At 35.5% G+C, this 19,188-nt stretch carries 24 protein-coding genes and 1 riboswitch; of the genes, 23 read left to right on the top strand and 1 reads right to left on the bottom strand.

Going from position 1 to position 19,188, the window contains the following annotated elements:
• Positions 1 to 36: 36 nt before the first annotated feature.
• Positions 37 to 121, top strand: a riboswitch (cyclic di-GMP riboswitch).
• 23 nt (positions 122 to 144) lie between these two features.
• The 5 genes from BUB12_RS05595 (at position 145) to nagB (ending at position 3,068) form a co-directional block, all read left to right on the top strand.
• Positions 145 to 273 carry an anti-repressor SinI family protein gene (locus BUB12_RS05595; RefSeq protein ID WP_072888933.1) on the top strand — a complete coding sequence of 43 codons (129 nt, stop codon included), beginning with the start codon at positions 145 to 147 and terminating at the stop codon, positions 271 to 273.
• Between the two features lie 75 nt (positions 274 to 348).
• The gene (locus BUB12_RS05590) at positions 349 to 675 is read left to right on the top strand and encodes a helix-turn-helix domain-containing protein (RefSeq protein WP_072888931.1); all 327 of its coding nucleotides are present in this window, start codon (positions 349 to 351) and stop codon (positions 673 to 675) included.
• A gap of 222 nt (positions 676 to 897) precedes the next feature.
• Positions 898 to 1,053 carry a hypothetical protein gene (locus BUB12_RS17820; RefSeq protein WP_200801024.1) on the top strand — a complete coding sequence of 52 codons (156 nt, stop codon included), beginning with the start codon at positions 898 to 900 and terminating at the stop codon, positions 1,051 to 1,053.
• A 121-nt stretch (positions 1,054 to 1,174) separates the two neighbouring features.
• On the top strand, positions 1,175 to 2,317 hold the full coding sequence (gene nagA / locus BUB12_RS05585) for an N-acetylglucosamine-6-phosphate deacetylase (RefSeq protein WP_234982579.1): 1,143 nt from the start codon (positions 1,175 to 1,177) through the stop codon (positions 2,315 to 2,317).
• A gap of 16 nt (positions 2,318 to 2,333) precedes the next feature.
• Positions 2,334 to 3,068 (top strand): glucosamine-6-phosphate deaminase, encoded by a 735-nt coding sequence (nagB, locus tag BUB12_RS05580; protein WP_072888927.1) that lies wholly within the window; start codon positions 2,334 to 2,336, stop codon positions 3,066 to 3,068.
• 9 nt (positions 3,069 to 3,077) lie between these two features.
• On the opposite strand, the gene BUB12_RS05575 is transcribed toward nagB, so the two are convergent.
• Positions 3,078 to 3,710, bottom strand: coding sequence for a YigZ family protein (locus BUB12_RS05575; protein WP_072888917.1), 633 nt, complete (start codon positions 3,708 to 3,710; stop codon positions 3,078 to 3,080).
• Positions 3,711 to 3,884: 174 nt separating this feature from the next.
• Between BUB12_RS05575 and BUB12_RS05570 the strand changes: the two genes are divergently transcribed.
• The 18 genes from BUB12_RS05570 to secA all read left to right on the top strand — a co-directional run bounded on the left by BUB12_RS05570 (position 3,885) and on the right by secA (position 19,045).
• Positions 3,885 to 5,024, top strand: a complete 1,140-nt coding sequence (locus BUB12_RS05570; RefSeq protein ID WP_072888915.1) for a sensor histidine kinase — start codon at positions 3,885 to 3,887, stop codon at positions 5,022 to 5,024.
• A 95-nt stretch (positions 5,025 to 5,119) separates the two neighbouring features.
• Positions 5,120 to 5,812: a response regulator gene (locus BUB12_RS05565; protein ID WP_072888913.1), complete on the top strand. Its 693-nt coding sequence runs from the start codon at positions 5,120 to 5,122 to the stop codon at positions 5,810 to 5,812.
• Between the two features lie 397 nt (positions 5,813 to 6,209).
• Entirely contained in the window at positions 6,210 to 7,049 is an 840-nt protein-coding gene (locus BUB12_RS05560) for a DegV family protein (protein WP_072888911.1), read from the top strand.
• 81 nt (positions 7,050 to 7,130) lie between these two features.
• Positions 7,131 to 8,528 carry an ATP-dependent helicase ComFA gene (locus BUB12_RS05555; protein WP_072888909.1) on the top strand — a complete coding sequence of 466 codons (1,398 nt, stop codon included), beginning with the start codon at positions 7,131 to 7,133 and terminating at the stop codon, positions 8,526 to 8,528.
• The gene (locus BUB12_RS05550; protein ID WP_072888907.1) at positions 8,525 to 9,202 is read left to right on the top strand and encodes a ComF family protein; all 678 of its coding nucleotides are present in this window, start codon (positions 8,525 to 8,527) and stop codon (positions 9,200 to 9,202) included. The genes BUB12_RS05555 and BUB12_RS05550 overlap by 4 nt, the downstream gene beginning before the upstream one ends.
• A 26-nt stretch (positions 9,203 to 9,228) precedes the next feature.
• Positions 9,229 to 9,657, top strand: coding sequence for a TIGR03826 family flagellar region protein (locus tag BUB12_RS05545; protein WP_072888905.1), 429 nt, complete (start codon positions 9,229 to 9,231; stop codon positions 9,655 to 9,657).
• Positions 9,658 to 9,721: 64 nt separating this feature from the next.
• Complete coding sequence (flgM, locus tag BUB12_RS05540) at positions 9,722 to 9,985, top strand: flagellar biosynthesis anti-sigma factor FlgM (RefSeq protein WP_072888903.1); 264 nt, start codon at positions 9,722 to 9,724, stop codon at positions 9,983 to 9,985.
• 19 nt (positions 9,986 to 10,004) lie between these two features.
• On the top strand, positions 10,005 to 10,487 hold the full coding sequence (locus BUB12_RS05535; RefSeq protein ID WP_084063227.1) for a flagellar protein FlgN: 483 nt from the start codon (positions 10,005 to 10,007) through the stop codon (positions 10,485 to 10,487).
• Positions 10,488 to 10,508: 21 nt separating this feature from the next.
• Complete coding sequence (gene flgK / locus BUB12_RS05530; protein WP_072888899.1) at positions 10,509 to 12,044, top strand: flagellar hook-associated protein FlgK; 1,536 nt, start codon at positions 10,509 to 10,511, stop codon at positions 12,042 to 12,044.
• 10 nt (positions 12,045 to 12,054) lie between these two features.
• Positions 12,055 to 12,963 (top strand): flagellar hook-associated protein FlgL, encoded by a 909-nt coding sequence (flgL, locus tag BUB12_RS05525; protein ID WP_072888897.1) that lies wholly within the window; start codon positions 12,055 to 12,057, stop codon positions 12,961 to 12,963.
• A 118-nt stretch (positions 12,964 to 13,081) separates the two neighbouring features.
• Entirely contained in the window at positions 13,082 to 13,636 is a 555-nt protein-coding gene (locus tag BUB12_RS05520; RefSeq protein ID WP_072888895.1) for a DUF6470 family protein, read from the top strand.
• Between the two features lie 10 nt (positions 13,637 to 13,646).
• Entirely contained in the window at positions 13,647 to 14,096 is a 450-nt protein-coding gene (gene fliW, locus BUB12_RS05515; protein ID WP_327196133.1) for a flagellar assembly protein FliW, read from the top strand.
• Between the two features lie 4 nt (positions 14,097 to 14,100).
• A complete protein-coding gene (gene csrA / locus BUB12_RS05510) occupies positions 14,101 to 14,325 on the top strand; it encodes a carbon storage regulator CsrA (RefSeq protein WP_072888890.1) in 225 nt (74 codons plus the stop codon).
• Positions 14,326 to 14,405: 80 nt separating this feature from the next.
• Positions 14,406 to 14,756 carry a flagellar protein FlaG gene (gene flaG / locus BUB12_RS05505; protein ID WP_072888888.1) on the top strand — a complete coding sequence of 117 codons (351 nt, stop codon included), beginning with the start codon at positions 14,406 to 14,408 and terminating at the stop codon, positions 14,754 to 14,756.
• A 44-nt stretch (positions 14,757 to 14,800) separates the two neighbouring features.
• Positions 14,801 to 15,196: a flagellar export chaperone FliS gene (fliS, locus tag BUB12_RS05500; protein ID WP_072888886.1), complete on the top strand. Its 396-nt coding sequence runs from the start codon at positions 14,801 to 14,803 to the stop codon at positions 15,194 to 15,196.
• Entirely contained in the window at positions 15,196 to 15,549 is a 354-nt protein-coding gene (locus tag BUB12_RS05495; RefSeq protein WP_072888884.1) for a flagellar protein FliT, read from the top strand. Before fliS ends, BUB12_RS05495 begins: the two co-directional genes overlap by 1 nt.
• A gap of 188 nt (positions 15,550 to 15,737) precedes the next feature.
• Entirely contained in the window at positions 15,738 to 16,292 is a 555-nt protein-coding gene (gene hpf / locus BUB12_RS05490) for a ribosome hibernation-promoting factor, HPF/YfiA family (RefSeq protein ID WP_072888882.1), read from the top strand.
• Positions 16,293 to 16,528: 236 nt separating this feature from the next.
• Positions 16,529 to 19,045 (top strand): preprotein translocase subunit SecA, encoded by a 2,517-nt coding sequence (secA, locus tag BUB12_RS05485; RefSeq protein ID WP_072888880.1) that lies wholly within the window; start codon positions 16,529 to 16,531, stop codon positions 19,043 to 19,045.
• The last annotated feature ends 143 nt before the right edge of the window (positions 19,046 to 19,188 follow it).

Below are 19,188 nucleotides of genomic sequence, written 5' to 3'. Positions count from 1 at the left end.
CTCTTACGTATAGTATAATAGTCTTAACAAATAATCCCAAGTCAAGGGCATACCCATTGAAAGATGGGGTCGCAAAGTCACAGGTCTAAAGCTTCATTGCTATGACGGCTGGATTACCGAGGGAGTATAATTGGGGGACTGTAATTGGAGAAAGTAATGGATTCAGTCAAACTTGACTATGAGTGGATAGCTTTAATGAAAGAAGCAAAGGATATTGGGATGACCGTTGAAGAAGTCAGGGTTTTTCTGGCCGAAGCGCAGAAATATACATAATTTTTTATAAAGATGTGCTTCAAATAGAACTTCTCATCTCATTATGGTATAATTTCATTAAAAGAGGTGAGAAACTTGATCGGTGAGCGAATCAAACATTTAAGAGAGAAAAAGCAAATGTCCCTTTCAGAATTAGCCGAAAAAGCAAACGTAGCCAAATCCTATTTAAGTTCGATTGAAAGAAACCTCCAGTCAAACCCATCGATCCAGTTTGTAGATAAGGTCAGCGCAGTATTAGGTGTTTCAATCAATGATCTAATTAATCCAGATCTTAATGAGCAAACAGAAGATTTAGATCAAGAATGGCTAACTATAGTCAAAGAAGCTATGGATTCAGGCGTTTCGAAAGAGCAATTTAAAGAATATTTGGAATTTAACAAATGGAAAAAAGATCAAGAATAATATTAAAACTAGACCGTAAAGCATTGCTGCTTGCGGTTTTTTACTTTGTTTTAACCCAATGAACTAACCCTATTAAACTATACGATTGCAAAAACACTTTTTTTAAATCATTACATATGATGTACCAACACTAAACACATAAGGACTTAGTACTATTTGCCCACCAACTTGAAATATATGGTATAATAGTTTCATTGATTTTTAGAATAAGGGTGGGTTTCTGTGGGAGAGCAAGAATTTTATAAAAGAATGCTAAAGAAAATTATCGATGATACTGAAAAGAATAGAATTAGTTCTCAAGAAGAAATGGTTCAAACTTTAATCAATGAATTATCGGAACAATTAGATAAAAGAAAATCCCGACCGGTGACTAACTAGCTTTTTGAGCTAGTTTTTCTTATAGATAAACAGATGACAATCAATATAAGTTATGCTACGTTAAACATGCTAAGAAGATTTAGAAAGGAACGAACTTCTTATGAATAGTAGTAATATATACATGAAAAATGTATCAATCTATGCTGAAGATGAAATAATTGTAAACGGAAATTTATTAGTGGTAGATGGAAAAATTACAGGTGTTTATAAGCAAAATGAACAACCCAAATCCTATCCCAGCCCATTAAAAATAGTTGATGGATCCAATTTAAATGCCATACCGGGATTCATTGACGGCCATATCCATGGAGCAAATGGCTCGGATGTAATGGATGCAACCGAGGAAGCACTGGATTCAATGGCTAGTGTTCTCCCTGTAGAAGGAACAACAAGTTTCTTAGCTACGACGATTACACAATCTGTAGAAAATATTGATAAAGCCCTAATCAATGTGGCAAAGTATGAAAATAAAAGAGGTTATGCAGAAGTCATTGGAGTGCATTTGGAAGGGCCATTTATTGAAAAAAGTAAAAAAGGCGCTCAACCCGAACAGCATATTATGAAGCCGAACATTGAACAATTTGAAAAATGGCAAGCGTTATCTGGGAACAAAATTAAAACAATTACTATGGCACCAGAACATGATGAGGATGGAACATTCATCAGGCACCTGTATGATGCTGGAATTAATGTATCAGCAGGACATACGAGTACGGACTTCGCTGGAATGCAGAAAGCCGTTTCCCATGGGGTTCGCCAGGTAACACATCTATGTAATGCGATGAGTGGAATCCATCATCGAGACATTGGAGTAGTAGGTGCCGCATTTGAATTAGAAGAATTACGTGCAGAACTCATAGCAGACGGTATCCATGTTTCTACAGATATGCTTAACTTAATCTATAAAAACGTAGGTAGGGAACGATTGATTTTAATAACGGATGCTATGCGTGCCAAATGCTTGCAGCCAGGTAACTATGAATTAGGTGGGCAACCAGTAGTGGTAACAGAGGACCGTGCCGTATTAGAAGATGGTACATTGGCCGGAAGTATTTTAAAATTACAAGACGGTGCTAAGCAAATGTTGCAACTACCTGAAGTGTCTATCCAAGACGTAATCGAAATGGCTTCTGTGAATCCAGCAAAACAATTGAATGTTTTTGATCGTAAAGGTAGTATTACGGTGGGAAAAGATGCTGATATTTTACTTGTAGATCACGATTTAACAATACACACTACAATTTGTCGCGGTGTAATAGCGTAATTGAAAGGGGAACAACATGAATATAGTAAAAGTAGCTAATTATGAAAGCATGAGCTTGAAAGCGTGTGAAAAGTTAACTTCATTTCTTAAAACTACGGATAATCCAGTATTAGGCCTTGCAACGGGTTCGACACCTGAAGGTTTATATCGTTGCTTAATTGAAAAACAACAACAAGGCGAAATCTCTTTTAATAACACAACAACTTTTAATTTAGATGAATATGTTGGTTTAAAAGGGAATGATCCAAATAGTTATCGTTATTTTATGAATGATAAATTATTTGATCATATTGATATCCAACTTGAAAACACGCATATCCCAAATGGGGAAACTTCTGATATGAATGCAGAATGTGAGACATTTGAAAAAGAACTAAAGGAAAAAGGGCCTGTTGATATTCAAATTCTAGGATTAGGATTGAATGGTCATATTGGTTTTAATGAGCCAGGTACACCATTTAACAGCCGTACACATGTTGTTGAGTTAGATGAATCGACTAGACAGGCAAATTCCCGTTTCTTTTCAAGTATTGATGAAGTTCCTAAACATGCGATAACGATGGGAATTGACACTATAATGGAAAGTAAAGAAATCATTCTTTTAGTATCCGGTGAGAATAAAGCAGAAGCAGTTAAAAAATTAGTGCAAGGGGAAGTGACGGAAGAATTCCCAGCTTCTATCTTACAAAAACATTCAAATGTTACGATCATCGCTGATGAAGCAGCATTAAGCCAAATAAAAGAAGTATAGGTCCTATGCCTATACTTCTATTTCTATATATTTTACATCTTTCTTTTCAATTTCTGCTTGGTCATTTGTCAGGTCAACGATCCACTCTATAAACTTATCTTCCAGTCCATTTTCCACAAATACAATAAACGCCACTTTGTCTAAATAATTGATCTCTTCCAGTATATAATCAGAGTTTCTAAGCGTGTTTTCTAATTTTCCTAGTAAAGTATAATCTACAGTAATGGAAAATCCCTGCATCAACTGACGTTTTACAACACCTGTAGTTTTAATTGCTTGGGAAGTTGTACTGCTATAAGCACGGATTAATCCACCAGCTCCTAGTTTAATTCCACCAAAATAACGGGTAACTACCACCGCTGTATCTTTTAAGTTTTGTTTTTTTAACACTTCAAGTATTGGAACTCCCGCTGTGCCACTTGGTTCGCCATCATCATTAGCTTTTTGAATTTGATCATTTTCACCGATCATATACGCTGAACAGTTATGTGTGGCATCATGATGTTTCTTCTTTATTTCTTGAATAAACGTTTGAGCTTCTTCTTCTGTTTCCACACGACGGACATATCCAATAAAGCGTGACTTTTGTATGATTATTTCATCAGAACCTGAAGGCTTGACCGTATAATATTGCGATAACATGTCATTTTTCTCCCCTTTGATGTTATAATAGGTTAAGTAAAAGCATATATATTTTCAACAAAATTTAGAATAATAGGTCGTATGTACTGATTGTGTTTTTCAATTTGTGCTAAAAGACCTCTATAAAATAAATTCATTACTTCGTATAATTATAACATAGGTTGGTGGAAATGAATGACAGTGAAAACCAAGGAGAAAGATTTGGATTATATACTGGATGAGATGGTAGATGTAGTAGAGAATAGCAAGGATGAAATTTTTCATATAAGTGAAGAAGCACGTTCAGAACACGAAATGCTTTCCCGTGAGTTAGAAGAAACTAGGAGTCAAGTCATCCAATATATAGAGTCAGGGGACCAACTGGAGCAGAACGTAGCATATTCTAGACGTCGACTTTCTGAAGTCAGTAAGTACTTTGATCGTTACTCGGAAGATGAGATTCGAGAAGTTTATGAAACAACTCATGCACTGCAGACAAAGCTTGCAATGGTTCGCCAAGAAGAAAAGCGTTTAAGGGATAAACGTGATGAGCTAGAAAGACGTTTAATATCGTTACATCAAACAATCGAGCGTGCAGAAGGGCTTGCGAATAAAATATCTGTTATCCTAACCTATATTACAGATGATTTTAGGCAAGTTAATGAATTATTGAATGAAGCGAAAGAGAAGCAGGAATTCAGTTTGAAGATTATTGAGGCGCAAGAAGAAGAGCGAAAAAGGATATCCCGTGAGATACATGATGGTCCAGCACAAATGTTAGCAAATATATTACTTCGTTCAGAATTAGTAGATCGTACCTTTAGAGAAGGTAGTACTGAGGAAGCGCTACAAGAAATTAAAAGTGTACGTAGAATGGTTCGTTCCTCTCTTTACGAGGTTAGAAGAATTATCTATGACCTTCGACCTATGGCGCTAGATGATCTAGGATTAATTCCAACAATAAAGAAATATGTGGCAACGACAGCAGACTATAATAATGTTAAAATAGACTTTCAAGCAATTGGTGAGGATAAACGATTAAAACAACAGTACGAGATAGCGTTTTTCCGATTGGTTCAAGAAGCCTTACAAAATGCCATTAAACATGCAAACGCTACACTGATTCAAGTGAAGATAGAAATTTGTTCTAGTAATCTAACATTAGTAGTTAAAGATAATGGACAAGGTTTTGACCCTAAAATAAGACGTGATAAATCATTTGGGATTATGGGGATGCGTGAACGTGTTGAGATGTTCGATGGAGAGATAAATATCAACTCCAAAATTGGGAGCGGAACGACAATTATTGTTTCTGTTCCTTATCAGAACATTTGATTATATGAATTTAGAGAGAATAATTATATAAAATAGACTTTTTTCTATCATGGGGCGTAATAGGGGAAATAGAAATAAATGGGAGGAAAAACAATATGAATACCGACAAAGCAATAGATATAATATTGATTGATGATCATAAGTTGTTTAGAGAAGGGGTAAAACGGATATTAGAATTTGAACCTTCATTCCGAATTGTTGCTGAGGGTGATGATGGGAGTATGGCTACAAAACTAGTAAAAGAATATAACCCTAACGTTGTTTTAATGGATATTAATATGCCGAATATGAATGGTGTTCAAGCTACAGCAGAACTTATTAAACATTTCCCTGAAACCAAAGTTATTATTCTATCAATCCATGATGATGAAAGTTATGTGACACATGCCTTGAAAACAGGCGCCCAAGGATATTTATTAAAAGAAATGGATTCGAATTCATTAGTTGAAGCCGTTAAAGTAGTTGCTGAAGGAGGATCTTATTTACATCCGAAAGTAACGCATAATCTGGTTCAAGAATATCGTCGTTTAACGAAAGATAATATTGCCGCAACATTAGATAGTGGTGTTGAATACCAACGTCCACTTCATATCCTAACAAAGCGTGAGTGTGAAGTATTACAATTGCTTGCAGAAGGAAAGAGTAATCGTGCGGTAGCGGAAACATTATATATCAGTGAGAAAACGGTTAAAAACCACGTAAGTAATATTTTACAAAAAATGAACGTAAATGATCGTACACAAGCAGTTGTTTCGGCAATTCGAAAAGGCTGGGTAGAAGTACTATAATTTTATGTATCCGAACTAGTTCTGATTTGAATTAGTTCGGTTTTTTTGTTTGATTAAGATCACTCGATTCCCTTTTGGCCTGTACTTGAGTTCAAAGAGTAATCGACAGGTCATCTCGATGCCCGTAGCCCGCCACCGCCAGTCTCTACAGTAATCGATAGGCCATCTCGATGCCCGTAGCACATCATTTCCATTTTCTCCGGTCACTGATGACGCCTCATTGTCACCCATAACCCAACACTCATCTACTACATACAATCAATCCAACCAACCCATCACCGACATAATTTATTCACAAATATAACTTTAAATAATGCATTTTTTAGGGGATTCATGTAAAATATAAGGAAATAGTTTAGCAATCATAGAATCATTATTTATGAGAGGAAGGTAACCGATGAGAATTGCTGTAATGACTGACAGCACGGCATACATTCCCAAAAATATACGTGAAGACAAAGATATACATATGGTACCCTTAAGCGTGGTTTTTGGTGATGATTCCTACCAAGAAGAAATTGATATAACAACAGAAGAATTTTATCAAAAGATAAAAGATGCAAAGGAACTACCAACGACATCTCAACCTTCAATCGGCTATGTAACTGAAAAACTTGAAGAATTAGCAAAAGATTATGATGCTGTTGTTTCGATTCATCTATCAAGTGGTATTAGTGGTACGTATCAAGCAATTGTAAGTGCTGGTGATATGGTAGAAGGCATTGATGTATATGCGTTTGATTCAGAAATTAGCTGTATGGCTCAAGGATTTTATGTTCTTGAAGCAGCAGAATTAGCTAAACAAGATAAAACTCCAGAAGAAATCATTCAACGTCTTGATCAAATTAAAGCTAGCATTAAGGCGTATTTTATGGTGGATGATTTAACGAATCTTCACCGTGGAGGACGATTGAATGGAGCGCAAGCATTAGTTGGAAGCCTACTTCAGGTTAAACCGGTCCTTCACTTTGTGGACAAGGTTATTGTTCCGTTTGAAAAAATACGTACTCGTAAGAAGGCATTAAATCGTATTATTGGAATGTTGGAAGAAGATGCAAAAGATAGAAAGCTTAAGGTTGCATTTATTCACGCGAATGCTGAAGAAGCAGCTAATGAGTTAAAAGATGACTTTTTGAAAAAATACCCACAATCCGAAGCAACTCTTAGTTATTTTGGACCGGTTATCGGGACACATTTAGGTGAAGGTGCAATTGGAGTTTGTTGGTATACGGTATAGCAATTATAAATTATTTTACTAGCTATCTCTATGCTTTTATAGAGATAGCTTTATTCAAATCCACTGAAATGGAGTTGATACATGTTGAATACTAAAAACCCCCTCTACTCCACGACCGATCTACAAGAACTCACAAAACGATACTCTGGTAAATTACTCCTACGTCAAGAAATTGACATGACTCAAGATGAATTCTCCTCGGCAATAAAACACCAGCTATTTTCTGAAACCCCTCCTTTTAAAAGCAAATCATTTTTCTATCAATGCCAACGATGTGGTAACAATAAAAAATATTATCTGGGAACCATTCCTTGTGCTGTTTGTCAAAAGAATCATTATTATTGCCGGAAATGCGTAGAAATGGGACGAGTGATGACATGTACGCCATTATATATATGGAATGGTCCAGAGGCGAATTGGGAAATGCATGAAAACCCATGTACCTGGTCTGGTGAGTTAACGTCAGTACAAGAAAAAGCATCAAAACGCATGGTTGAAGCAATTCAAAACAGAGAAAAGGTACTTCTCATATGGGCAGTGTGCGGAGCTGGAAAAACCGAGATGCTATTCCCAGGCATTACTGAGGCATTAAAAATGGGAAAACGAATTTGTTTAGCTACTCCACGTGCTGATGTTGTGCGAGAATTATTCCCTAGATTTAAAGAAGCATTTCAAGATGTGTCCATTCAAGCATTATATGGAGGAAGTCCAGACAAAGCAGGGAATGCACAATTAATATTAGCAACTACTCATCAATTAATTCGATACCAGGAAGCATTTGATTTAATGATCATTGATGAAGTAGACGCATTTCCATTTCATATGGATCCTTCTTTACCTTTTGCTGCTAATCGTGCTAAAAAAACAACAAGCACAACAATTTATTTAACAGCCACTCCTCGTAAAATACACCGAAAGCTCGTAGAACAGAAAAAAATCCCTCACGTCTTCGTCCCCATTCGTTATCATGGATTTCCTTTACCTGTACCGACTCTTACCCTTTGTTTCTCCTTAAAAAAACAACTCAAACTAAATCAATATCCAACACCCTTTCTAAAATGGTATCAAAAGCGCAAAAACCCATCTCGACAACTCCTTATTTTCGTCTCAACAATTGATTTAGCCCAAAACCTAAAGAAGTCACATGATTTTCAATTAAAAGTTGAATCAGTCCACGCTGAGGACCCTGAACGTGAAGAAAAGGTGCAATTATTTAGGAAGAAGAAAATTGATATTCTGCTAACGACAACTATTTTAGAAAGAGGAGTTACTTTTCCATCGGTTGATGTTGCAGTAATTGATGCTAGTCATGATGTGTTTGATGAAGCAGCCCTTGTACAAATTGCAGGCAGAGCGGGAAGAAATAGCAATGATCCAACTGGAGAGGTTGTCTTTTTTCATGATGGAAAAACAAATGCAATGGTCCAAGCGATTCGTTCGATTCAAAAGATGAATAAACGTGGGGAGGCATTAAAATGAAGTGTACATGGTGTTTTGAAGAAATAATTGTTGACGTTAATTGGTCGACTCTTATCCCGAAACCACCAACGTATTTATGTGACACATGTGAAAATAAACTGGTTAAAATTACAGGCCAACGCTGCATGATGTGCAGTAGAGAAAGCAAGATGAAATTATGTTCAGATTGCACTTACTGGAAGGAACATTACAAAGGGGAAGACCCACTAACATCGAATTACTCTCTATTCACCTATAACCAACATATGCAAGACATGATCGCAAAATGGAAATACCGAGGGGACTATGAAGTGGGAAAAGCATTTCAGTCCTACTTTTCTCAAGGATTTAAACAGAAGTTTTCCAAAATGAAAAACATAATTGCTGTTCCTATTCCATTAAGTGAAGAGCGATTAGAAGAACGGAGATTTAATCAAGCTCTAATGCTGGCAGAAGCTTTGACAATACCATGTGAAGAGATATTGGAACGTGATCATAGTGAAAAACAATCAAAGAAAACGAGATATCAACGAATTTCCAGTGAGAATCCCTTTAAGTTAAAGAAAACTATAAACAAATCAGTCATTCTTGTCGATGATATATATACAACGGGTACAACAATACGACATGCTGCATCACTATTCAAGCAAGTCGGTTGCGAAGCCATATACGCATATACTTTAATCCGAGGTTAGTGGTATCATAGAAAAGGGGAAAATACATGACTGAATTAGCGAACTGCTCAAAATGTGGTGCTGTATATGTTAAAACGATACGGGATATTTGTCATAATTGCTACAAGGAAGAGGAAGAGGCTTTTCAAAAGGTTTACCAGTTTCTACGCCAACAAAAAAATAGAGAATCGACACTCTTAGAAGTTGTAGAAGCAACTGGAGTAGAGGAAGAGTTAGTGATTAAATTTATTAAACAGAAACGGTTGCTAACATCCCAGTTTCCTAAGTTAGCGTATCATTGTGAAAAATGCGATACACCAATAATTAGCGGGAAACTTTGTTCCAACTGTTCTAAAAAGCTAAAAGAAGAATTGGAACGCTTTGAAAAAATAGAAGAGGTTTCACGCAATAGAGAAATGGAAGAAAAACGAAAAAATACGTATTATACCCTAGATAAACATCATAAAAACATTTAAGAATGATAATAAAATGACGATAATAGATGTAAGAGAAGTGTTCGAATTGAATTGAGGTGATTTTGTGAAAATAAACGGAACGAACCAAACCAACTTTAATCCATACCAAAAACAACTGCAAAAGCAAATGCAGTTGAAAAAAGAAACGAGTCAGAAAGACCAGTTAGAAATTTCGAGTCAGGCGAAGCAATTGCAGGAAAGTGGAAAAGCACAAGCAAGCCGACAAGAATTTGTACAAGATATAAAGAATGCGGTTGAATCTGGTGATTACAAGATTAATTATGAAAAAACGGCACAGAAAATGATTGATTTCTGGTCTAAGCATTAAGGAGGACGAGATTTTGTCCATGGAAGCGATCTTGCAAAACCTACAGAAACTAACAAAATTTCATCAAGATCTATTAAAAGTATCTGAACAGAAGACGGACGCCGTTAAAGATGGAGATACTGATCAATTACAATCGCTATTAATCCAAGAACGTAAATATACGCAAGTTTTGGAACGTACGGAAGAAAAAAGAACGGAATTAGTTCAGAACTGGTTTAAACAGAAAGGAATCGCACCTGAGGAACCAACGATTACGAATATGCTGAAAGCACTAACTGATGATGAGGATAAACAGCTTTTAGAGAAACAAACCGTTGAGTTAACAGAAGCGATTGTTAAACTGAAGCAGCAAGAAGAGTTAAACATGGCTTTAATTCAACAGTCCATGCAATTTGTGCAAATGTCACTGGATCTGATGAATCCTACGTTAAATACAATGAACTATGGGAATAAAAAAGAACAGCCTAATCGGAATAGAGGAGTATTTGATTCCAAGGCTTAAGGAAAGAAATGGGGAATACGAATGGGAACTTTTAGTGGATTGGAAATGGCGAAGCGTGCTTTATACACTCAACAATCTGCTTTGCATACAACGGGACATAATATCTCCAATGCCAACACAGAAGGATATTCTAGACAACGAGTAAACTTCGAATCAACGACTCCATATCCAAGTGGTTCTCGTAATCGGCCACATATTCCAGGTCAGATTGGTACAGGGGTAGAAGCCGGCGCAGTTGAAAGAATTCGGGATAAATTTTTAGATTCACAGTTTCGAACGGAAAATAGTAAATCAGGGTACTGGGAAACAATGTCTGATTCGATAGGACGTATGGAAAATATTTTAAATGAACCATCAGAAAATGGTCTTGCTGACACGATGGATAAATTTTGGGAGGCCCTTCAAGATTTATCTGTTAATCCAGAGAACTCTGGAGCTCGCTCGGTTGTCGTTCAACGTGGTGTAGCTGTTGCTGAAACATTTAATTATCTTTCGAATTCACTTGGTACTGTTCAAGAAGATTTAGATAGTCGAATCGGAGTTACCGTGGAAGATACAAACTCTATTCTTCGCCAAATTGACGGAATTAATAACCAAATTAAAGAATTAGAACCACATGGCTATCTTGCCAATGACTTGTATGATGAACGCGATCGGTTAATCGATGAATTATCCAATATCGTTAATATAAAAGTTAAATACGAAAAAAGCGGTGACGGTGCTCAAGATATTGCCGATGGTCTGGTCTCCATTCAACTAGTGAATGATAATGGACAACCATATGAGAATCCGATTCACTTACTAGAAGCAAATGGGGAGCCAAGAGTCCATGAGCTTTCATTTACAAATGGAACTGGTTTAAGCGTAGAAGAAAATGACGAAGGAACTACTGTTGTTAACGAAATTACAATTGGTGAAGATTCTATCAAATTACCAGTTTCTCATAATAATGGTTCCCTTCATGGCTTACTAGATGCACATGGTTATTCCGATGATAGTGCATTTAATTTTCAGTCTGTGCTAGAAGATTTAGATGCAATGGCAAAAGTCTTTGCTGAGGAATTTAATAAAGTCCATCAAGATGGAACAGACTTGGAAGGGAATACAGGTATAGAGTTTTTCACTGGTAATGATTCAGAAGGGTTTGCTGCTTCCATAGGTGTTTCAGAGGATATAAAAAATAATCCAGACCTAATTGCTGCAAGTGAAAGTGGAAACTCAGGTGACGGAAGTAATGCTGTTAAATTATCTGAAGTCTTTCGTAACCGAGACATTGATGGATTAGGCGAAAATACATCTGTAAAGACGTTTTATGAGTCACTGATAGGAAAACTCGGAGTGAGAGCACAAGAAGCGAATCGCATGAGTAATAATACGACAATCCTTCGCTCTCAAGTAGAAGACCAACGTATGTCGGTTAGTTCTGTATCGTTAGACGAAGAAATGACCAATATGATTAAATTTCAACATGCGTATAATGCGGCAGCACGTAGCATGACGGCAATGGATGAAATGATCGACAGAATTATTAATAACATGGGATTAGTAGGAAGGTAGGTGATTAATCATGCGAGTAACACAGGGGATGCTATCTAATAATACATTGAGGAACTTATCCAATAGTTACTCCAATCTTGGGAAATATATGGATCAACTAAGTACAGGTAAAAAGATTAATCGCCCCTCAGATGATCCAGTCGTTGCAATGAATGGGATGAATTATCGAAGCCAAACGAATGAAGTGAAGCAGTATTTACGTAATACGAACGAAGTGCATAATTGGATGGATAATTCTGATGCTGCTTTAGATAAAGCATCACAAGCTCTTCAACGAATAAGAGAGCTTGCTGTGCAAGCGAGTAATGGTACGTATGATGCTGAGGAAAGACAGAATATAAAAGAAGAAGTCGCTCAGTTAAAAGAACATATTATTGATATTGCCAATACAAAGGTAAATGATAAATACTTATTCAATGGGACTAAGACAGACGAACCATTAATTGGAGAGAACGAAGAAGGCATAGCATTTGATCATTCACCGGTTATGATCGAGGTAGCAAATGGGACAAAACTACAAGCAAATGTAGACCCTGCATCTATATTTAATTCGACATTTGTGGATGAGGATGGAAATGAAGTTGCAAGTAATCTTTTTGATGACATCGATCAGTTTATAAAGGCATTAGAAGATGATGATCAGAATTCTATTCAAACAAGTATGGCTAGAATTGATGATAATATTAATAATGTCATTAATGCACGTGCAGATTTAGGTGCGCGAATGAATCGTTTAGATTTAGTAGAGAATAGACTTCAACAACAAGAAATTGTAGCAACACAAATGATGTCTAAGAATGAAGATATAGATTATGAAAAGGTAATAACAGAACTTATTACACAAGAGAGTGTTCATCGTGCTGCGCTTTCTGCTGGTTCTAAAATTATCCAACCAACCTTATTAGATTTTCTTAGATAATATGTGACGAGAGAAAACCTTTTGCTCATAATAATCCGAACTATGAATCAAAATTTTTCATTATGATTTAAAATAGTTCGGATTTTGACATTTCAAAGAATAACAGGAGGTTGAAACTGTGCAAACACCTCAAATACAAATCAGATCACAGTTTGCCCAAATTCAAATGCAGACATTACCTAGTAGGCAAGAAATTCAACAGCCAAAGGCTCAACTTTCCATAGAGCAGCCAAAAGCAGATCTATCCATTTCAAGAATCCCATCCAAGTTAACGATTGATCAGACACAAGCGTGGGAAGATATGGGGTTAATGCATGTGTTTCGCAGTAATGAGATATTTGCTCAAAATGGTCGTCAAGGGTTGTTAGAAGGAATTAGTAGGAGAGCGCAACAAGGTGATGAGTTAATGAGAATTGAAAACGGAGGAAATCCGATCGTATCTCAAGCTAATGCAAATGGATATGATTCAATGAAGCAAATAGGAATCAAGTTTATACCATCGCATAACAGTGTGAAAATATCGTACCAACCTACAGAGGTTCAAATTGATGTGAAGCAAAACGAGCCTAATATTACTGTACAACCTCAAAAGCCAATACATAATTATGAACCAGGTTCAATTGATATTAGCATGAAACAATATGCAGAATTAGAAATAGATTTTGTTGTTTAGAGTGGAAAGGATGGTCAACGTGAAAATACTAACAAAATATTTTGGCGAAATGGAAATAGAAGAAGATAAAATAATTAACTTTCCTTCTGGTTTACCGGGATTTATAGAGGAAACGAGTTTTATTCTATTAGAACTTCCTGGATCACCTGTTTTTCAAATCCTACAGTCCATACATAATCGGGATATCGCATTTGTGGTGGCAAATCCTTATCATTTTTATGAAGATTATAGTTTTGATTTAGATGATCATCTATTAACTAGTTTAGAGATTAACACAGAAGAAGATGTAATGGTTTTATCTATTGTTACTTTAAAAGACCCTTTCTCCACAAGTACGATAAACTTAAAAGCTCCTATTATAATTAATCATATGAAAAAGCGTGGAAAACAATATATTTTAAACATAGACGACTATTCAATTAGAGAGCCTATCGGAAAACTTGTAGGAGTGGAGGGATAGTAACATGTTAGTCTTAACTCGGAAGCAACAACAATCCATCCAAATCGGTGAAGACATCGAAATAAAGGTTCTTGCAGTCGATGGGGATCAAGTAAAACTGGGAATAGAAGCACCAAAGTCAGTTGAAATCTATCGAAAAGAAATTTTCCTAGAAATTCAACAACAAAATAATGATGCTATCAATATCCCTAATGATTTAGTTGATTTATTAAATAAAAAAGAAAAATAACAGTCTATCACTTTAAATATTAGTAATTTGTACCGATGTAAATAGTAACACTAAAAATTAAATAAGGAGTTGCATGGGCAATGCGATTAGATATGATTTCCAATCAATCACAACCCTTGCAAAACAGCGAAAACATCAAGCGTTCTACAGAATTAAATCAGTCTGTAATGCAGGAGAATACTCTTAGAAGTCATGGCACTAATTTTAAGAAAGATGAAGCTGAGAACTTAGTAAATAAAATAAATGAGACACTTGAACCGGTAAATAGAAATATTCAATTTAAATTACATGAAAAATTGAATGAATACTATGTTGAAGTAGTAAATCCAAATACAGATGAAGTAATCAGAGAAATCCCACCTAAGAAATTGTTAGATTTGTATGCAGCCACAATGGAGCGAATCGGTTTGTTAGTAGATGAAAAGTTATGATCTAGCAATTCAGCTAAAAATGTGACGTAAAAAGGAGTAATTTTATGAATAAGCCATATCAGTCCTATCAAAATAATGCTGTTAATACGGCATCACCTGGTGAATTGACGTTAATGCTGTATAACGGGTGTATAAAATTTATTAAACAAGCAATGAAGGATATGGACAGTAAGAATTTTGAAGCAAAGAATACCAATATACAAAAAGCTCAAAATATAATTCAAGAATTAATGTTGACATTAGATCAAGAGGTTGACATATCGAAGCAAATGTTATCTTTATATGATTACATGCATTTTCAATTGAAGGAAGCTAATGTAAAAAATGATGCAGCTATTTTAGAAGAGGTTTTAGGATTAGTTGTTGAATTCAGAGATACGTGGAAACAAGTAATACTAAAAACTAGACAGCAAAAATATGCACAAGGTGCGCATATCTAATGAATCGTTTGAAGAAAATTTATGACATCACAGTAGAAATTGAACATAGCCTTAATAAGGAAATAGATTCAAGTGATAGAGAAGCACTTATTAATCATATTAATCAACTTATAGAAAAACGTGGGATCTATATGGAAGAAGCTACTGACCCTTTTACAGATGAAGAGATAAAACTGGGAAAAGAAGTAGTTCGCATGAACCAAAGGATCCAACCAAAAATGGATGCGATATTTCTTGAAATCAAAAAAGAAATTAAACAAATGAAGAAAAAGAAAACATCTAATAAAAACTATGTAAATCCATATCAAAGTGTTCAGACAATGGATGGGATGTTTTTAGATAAGAAAAAATAAGTATAGGAATACAATGACGTGCTATCACCATAGGGGTTAGCACTTTTTATTGGTAAACATTCTAATAGCTTGTTTCACTCAACTGTCACAAAACTAGTTATTTTAAAGAAAAGATTCTGGTTTATGCAGGATTTTTATTGGTAAACATAGTATAATAATAATATAAAGATAAAAAGGAGGACACTTTTATGAAATTTAACATTCGTGGAGAAAATCTTGAGGTGACTAACGCTATTCGTGAGTATGTTGAAAAGAAGATTAGTAAACTTGAAAGATACTTTGATACTCCACTAACAAATGATGTCCATGTAAATTTAAGTGTCTATAATGATGAGCAAAGGATTGAAGTGACAATCCCTATGACAGATTTATTATTACGTGGTGAAGTCCAACATATGGATCTGTATGCTGCAATTGATTTAGTAACAGATAAGTTGGAACGTCAAATTAGAAAATATAAAACAAAAGTAAATCGTAAATTCCGTCAAAATGGTGCAGCAAAACATATTTTTGCTGAATTAGAAAAAGAAGCTAAAACTGATGAATTTGAATCTGATGATGAAATTGAAATTGTACGTACGAAACGCTTTAATCTAAAACCAATGGATTCTGAAGAAGCTGTATTGCAAATGGATATGCTAGGTCATGCATTCTATGTTTATAAAGATGCAGTTTCTGGTGATACGAATGTAGTTTATCGCCGTAAAGATGGTAAGTATGGTTTGATTGAGCCAAACAGTTAATAATAAAACATAACATAGATGATGAAGACGATCTCAGCTTGGCTTGGGATCGTCTTTTTGCAACCTGAAAAATAATTGGTAAAAACTATTTTAAACAACTCTTCGTAAAATAATACATACAATTACTATTGTTGTCATAAATGATTGAGTAGTGTTATTATAAAGTATGGATTATAGTATGAAAAGATAGGAAATAGAAGAAATAGAATTGTTTATTTATTGAGGAGCGTTTGTTAATGGCTGGTATATTAAAAAAGATATTTGGTGATGGAAACCAAAAACAACTTAAACGACTTCAGAAATATGTTGATTTAATAGAAGCTAAAGAACCAGAAATGGAAAAGCTTTCTGATGATCAACTAAAACAAAAAACAGAAGAATTTAAGTCAAGATATGAAAATGGAGAAAGTCTAGATGATATGCTTGTAGAGGCGTACGCAGTAGTGCGTGAAGCATCAAAACGTGTATTAAATATGCGTCCGTTCCCTGTACAGATTATGGGTGCCGTTGCCCTTCATGAGGGGAATATTGCAGAGATGAAAACGGGGGAAGGTAAAACATTAGCTTCCACGATGCCTGCTTATTTAAATGCATTATCAGGTAAAGGTGTTCATATAATTACAGTCAATGAATACTTAGCTGACCGTGATGCTAAAGAAATGGGCCAACTATTTGAATTTCTAGGCTTAACAGTTGGATTTAATGCTAACAGTCTAACAAAAGAAGAAAAAAGAGAAGCTTATTATTGTGACATCACTTATGGTACAAATAATGAATATGGTTTTGATTATTTACGTGACAACATGGTCTTGTATAAAGAACAAATGGTACAACGCCCATTAAACTTCGCAATTATTGATGAGGTTGACTCTATTCTAATTGATGAAGCGAGAACACCATTAATTATTTCTGGTTCCAAACAGAAATCAGCTTCGTTATACGAACAAGCTAATTCATTTGTTATTACGTTGAAAAATGAAACTGACTATACGTATGATGAAAAAACAAAGGGTGTTCAGTTAACCGAAGAGGGAATCAATAAGGCAGAAAGTTATTTCAATCTTGAAAACTTATATGATTTGAGTAATGTTTCTTTAACACACCACATTAATCAAGCTTTAAAAGCACATGTATCGATGCATAGAGATACGGATTATGTCGTTGAAGAAGATGAAGTTGTCATCGTTGACCAATTTACTGGACGTTTAATGAAAGGTCGTCGTTATAGTGATGGATTGCACCAAGCTATTGAAGCAAAAGAAGGCTTGAAAATCCAAAATGAAAGTATGACCTTAGCATCTATTACATTCCAAAACTTCTTCCGTATGTATAACAAGCTTTCCGGTATGACTGGTACTGCTAAAACAGAAGAAGAAGAATTCCGTAATATTTACAATATGGATGTTATTGCAATTCCAACGAATAAACCGATTGTTCGTGATGACAAACCGGATATGATTTATAAATCGATGGAAGGTAAGTTTAAAGCAGCTGTCCAATACATTAAAGAACGTCATGAAGCAGGACAACCCGTACTAGTTGGTACGGTGGCTGTTGAAACTTCAGAGTTAATCTCTCAGTTATTAAAGAGAGCTGGCGTGAAGCATAATGTTCTTAACGCGAAGAATCACTATCGTGAAGCAGAAATCATTGAAAATGCAGGACAAAAAGGTGCTGTAACTATTGCGACGAATATGGCAGGTCGTGGTACCGACATCAAACTAGGTGAAGGTGTGAAAGAGTTAGGCGGACTTGCTGTTATTGGTACGGAACGTCATGAATCAAGACGTATTGATAATCAGTTACGTGGTCGTGCAGGACGTCAAGGGGATCCTGGTTTATCCCAATTCTATCTATCAATGGAAGATGAATTGATGCGTCGTTTTGGTTCTGACAACCTATCGAATATGATGGAACGTCTTGGTATGGATGATACACAACCAATTGAAAGTAAAATGGTTTCTCGTGCTGTTGAATCAGCTCAAAAACGTGTTGAGGGTAATAACTTTGATGCTCGTAAGACAGTTCTTTCTTATGATGATGTTCTACGTGAGCAACGTGAAATTATTTATAAGCAACGCTTTGAAGTAATCGATGCTGAAGGAAATGAACTTCGTGAAATTATTGAAAATATGATTGAATCATCTGTGCAGCGTGTTGTTGATACGCATACGCAAGATGAAGACGATGCTAACTGGGATATCCAAGCAATCGTTGAGTATTTACATGGAAACATTCTTACTCCAGAAGATATAACAGAAGATGACATTAAAGGTAAAGATGTTGAAGAAATTATTGAAGCTGTTATGGAAAAAGTTCGTACTAAATATGATCAAAAAGAGGAAGAACTATCAGAAGAACAAATGCGTGAATTTGAAAAAGTTATCCTCTTACGTTCTGTTGATACAAAATGGATGGATCATATTGACCAAATGGATCAATTACGTCAAGGTATCCATCTACGTGCTTATGGACAAAATGATCCATTACGTGAATACCAAATTGAAGGCTTTGCAATGTTTGAAGAGATGGTTGCAAGTATTGAAGATGAGGTTGCGAAGTATATCATGAAAGCACAGATTCGTGACAACCTTCAACGTCAAGCTGTAGTGAAAAATACACAAGCAGTTTCTGGTGGCCAAGACGAGAAGAAAAAAGTTAAGAAACCTTATATCAAGAAAACAAACGTAGGTCGTAACGATCCATGCCCATGTGGTAGTGGTAAGAAATACAAAAACTGTCACGGAAATTAAACAAGATATTAAAGAAAAAATTCAATGAGGCTGGGACATAAATTAAAGATTATCAATGAAATCGAACAGAATGATAAACTAGCGGAGGAAATATACGTAGACTCCTGTGGGAAGTAGGAGATAGGTGAGACGCCGTAGTGTGT

It is taken from the genome of Ornithinibacillus halophilus, from assembly GCF_900129485.1.
GTDB classification, from domain to species: domain Bacteria; phylum Bacillota; class Bacilli; order Bacillales; family Amphibacillaceae; genus Ornithinibacillus; species Ornithinibacillus halophilus.
This window is presented reverse-complemented; position numbering and strand designations above follow the sequence as displayed.

What these genes read in the sequence shown, in the direction of transcription:
- nagA (WP_234982579.1), top strand. Translation starts at nt 1,175, where the DNA reads ATGAAAAATGTATCAATCTATGCTGAAGATGAAATAATTGTAAACGGA.
- nagB (WP_072888927.1), top strand. Translation starts at nt 2,334, where the DNA reads ATGAATATAGTAAAAGTAGCTAATTATGAAAGCATGAGCTTGAAAGCG.
- BUB12_RS05575 (WP_072888917.1), bottom strand. Translation starts at nt 3,710, where the DNA reads ATGTTATCGCAATATTATACGGTCAAGCCTTCAGGTTCTGATGAAATA.
- BUB12_RS05570 (WP_072888915.1), top strand. Translation starts at nt 3,885, where the DNA reads ATGACAGTGAAAACCAAGGAGAAAGATTTGGATTATATACTGGATGAG.
- BUB12_RS05565 (WP_072888913.1), top strand. Translation starts at nt 5,120, where the DNA reads ATGAATACCGACAAAGCAATAGATATAATATTGATTGATGATCATAAG.
- BUB12_RS05560 (WP_072888911.1), top strand. Translation starts at nt 6,210, where the DNA reads ATGAGAATTGCTGTAATGACTGACAGCACGGCATACATTCCCAAAAAT.
- BUB12_RS05555 (WP_072888909.1), top strand. Translation starts at nt 7,131, where the DNA reads ATGTTGAATACTAAAAACCCCCTCTACTCCACGACCGATCTACAAGAA.
- BUB12_RS05550 (WP_072888907.1), top strand. Translation starts at nt 8,525, where the DNA reads ATGAAGTGTACATGGTGTTTTGAAGAAATAATTGTTGACGTTAATTGG.
- BUB12_RS05545 (WP_072888905.1), top strand. Translation starts at nt 9,229, where the DNA reads ATGACTGAATTAGCGAACTGCTCAAAATGTGGTGCTGTATATGTTAAA.
- BUB12_RS05535 (WP_084063227.1), top strand. Translation starts at nt 10,005, where the DNA reads ATGGAAGCGATCTTGCAAAACCTACAGAAACTAACAAAATTTCATCAA.
- flgK (WP_072888899.1), top strand. Translation starts at nt 10,509, where the DNA reads ATGGGAACTTTTAGTGGATTGGAAATGGCGAAGCGTGCTTTATACACT.
- flgL (WP_072888897.1), top strand. Translation starts at nt 12,055, where the DNA reads ATGCGAGTAACACAGGGGATGCTATCTAATAATACATTGAGGAACTTA.
- fliW (WP_327196133.1), top strand. Translation starts at nt 13,647, where the DNA reads ATGGTCAACGTGAAAATACTAACAAAATATTTTGGCGAAATGGAAATA.
- csrA (WP_072888890.1), top strand. Translation starts at nt 14,101, where the DNA reads ATGTTAGTCTTAACTCGGAAGCAACAACAATCCATCCAAATCGGTGAA.
- flaG (WP_072888888.1), top strand. Translation starts at nt 14,406, where the DNA reads ATGCGATTAGATATGATTTCCAATCAATCACAACCCTTGCAAAACAGC.
- fliS (WP_072888886.1), top strand. Translation starts at nt 14,801, where the DNA reads ATGAATAAGCCATATCAGTCCTATCAAAATAATGCTGTTAATACGGCA.
- BUB12_RS05495 (WP_072888884.1), top strand. Translation starts at nt 15,196, where the DNA reads ATGAATCGTTTGAAGAAAATTTATGACATCACAGTAGAAATTGAACAT.
- hpf (WP_072888882.1), top strand. Translation starts at nt 15,738, where the DNA reads ATGAAATTTAACATTCGTGGAGAAAATCTTGAGGTGACTAACGCTATT.
- secA (WP_072888880.1), top strand. Translation starts at nt 16,529, where the DNA reads ATGGCTGGTATATTAAAAAAGATATTTGGTGATGGAAACCAAAAACAA.